Below are 1,543 nucleotides of genomic sequence, written 5' to 3'. Positions count from 1 at the left end.
TCACTCGGATTCCGCCCATGCAGATTCAACGCCCGCACCGCATACCCGCACGACCGCAGATGACCCGCGATGCACGCCACACCCAGGTTCTCCCGCACCCGCTTGTAGAAGAGGCGCATCGCGGGGTCCAGGGACAGGTACTCCTCGTCGTTGATCATGACGTTCTGGTTGTTCAGGCTCGCGGCGCCGGTGGGGATCTCCCGGGGGGTCAGCAGGACCACATCCGCCATGGCCGGTCTCCTCTCTCCTCTTCATGTGCCCATCCCGAGAACCGGGCGCGTCACCCGGCCATGGCCTGCTCCCCGCACAGCCTCCTGGTCTCCGCCACGAACACCGGATAGGGCTCGCCCAGAACCCTGCGGTCGTAGGCGTCGACCAGGGCGCGCAGTTCCGTCTCCAGCCGCCCGGCGAGCCCGGGCGGGTTCTCGTCGGCCAGCAGCAGCCCGAGGTTGAGGAAGGCGACCAGCAGCTCCGCGAGACCGTCGGCCCAGCCGCGCAGCCGGCTCAGCAGGGGCCGCAGACCCGGTTCGCCCCTGGTCCTGCGGGCCCGGGTGGCGTCCACGATGAGCTGGGCGACGAAGGGCAGCTCCTCCTTGCGGTCGGCCACCTCCGCGCTGACCGTGCTCCAGGCCGCCCACACGTCCTCGACCCGCCGGTCCGGGATCCGGTACTCCCGGCGGGCCTCCAGCAGCACGGCCCTGGCCGGTCCCTCGACGTCCGGAAGCTCGGGCGGCGTGGGGTCGGCGATCTTGTCGTACATCTCGGTGCCGCGCAGGGCGATGGCGCGGCTGATGAAGGAGAACGGGTTCTCGCTGACGGCGATGTCGGCGGCCACGATGAACTTCAGGTTCTCCCAGAGCTCGTCGAGGGTCGTGCCCGGCTCGACCATGATCCAGCCGGGCTCCAGCTCGATGCCCTCCTGTTTGAACAGCCGGGCGGCGTCGAGGTTGTACTCGACCATGGTCCCCTTGCGGAATCGTTTGGCCATGCTCGGCGCCCCGGTCTCCATCCCGAGCAGCGCGGAGGCCATGCCGGCCCGGCGCAGGGTGCGCAGCGCCTCCCGGTCGACGAGACCGGTGTCGACCCGGAACTCGCAGTGGAAGGAGATCTTCAGATCACGCCGGAGGATCTCCTCCGCGAAGCCGACGGCATGGCTGTAGCCGTCCTGGAAGGCGCCGCCGAAGTTGTCGTCGTTGAACCACAGGAACCGGGTGCCGAACTCCCGTTGCAGGAACTCGACCTCGTCGACGACGTCGACCGGTGAGCGGACCCGCCAGGCGTTGCCCGCGGTGACCCCCGGCGCCCTCGGGACATAGCAGAAGGTGCATTTGGCATGGCAGCCGCGACTGGTGTACGTCGATGCCACCGGCGTGGGGATGCCGTTCTTGCGGTGGTGAACCAGGAGGTCGCGGGCGGGCCACGCCTCCTTCGCGAGGTCGGGGAGTTTCGGCGAACCGCTGCTGCGGACCCTGCCGTCCTGCCAGAACCACAGCCCCGGCACACCCCGCCAGTCCCGCCCCGCCGCCAGACACTCCATCAGCCC

Annotated in this window: 1 protein-coding gene and 1 pseudogene; both read right to left on the bottom strand. The window is 69.6% G+C overall.

Features of this window, described 5'->3' with window-relative positions:
* Window positions 1-230: pseudogene (locus ABZ464_RS52035) on the bottom strand (radical SAM protein); the annotation flags it as partial.
* 50 nt (window positions 231-280) lie between these two features.
* On the bottom strand, window positions 281-1,543 hold a 1,263-nt coding region (locus ABZ464_RS52030), incomplete at its 5' end, for a radical SAM protein (protein WP_359290055.1).

The sequence above is a fragment of the Streptomyces sp. NPDC005820 genome (assembly GCF_040630255.1).
Classification (GTDB): Bacteria; Actinomycetota; Actinomycetes; order Streptomycetales; family Streptomycetaceae; genus Streptomyces.
This window is presented reverse-complemented; position numbering and strand designations above follow the sequence as displayed.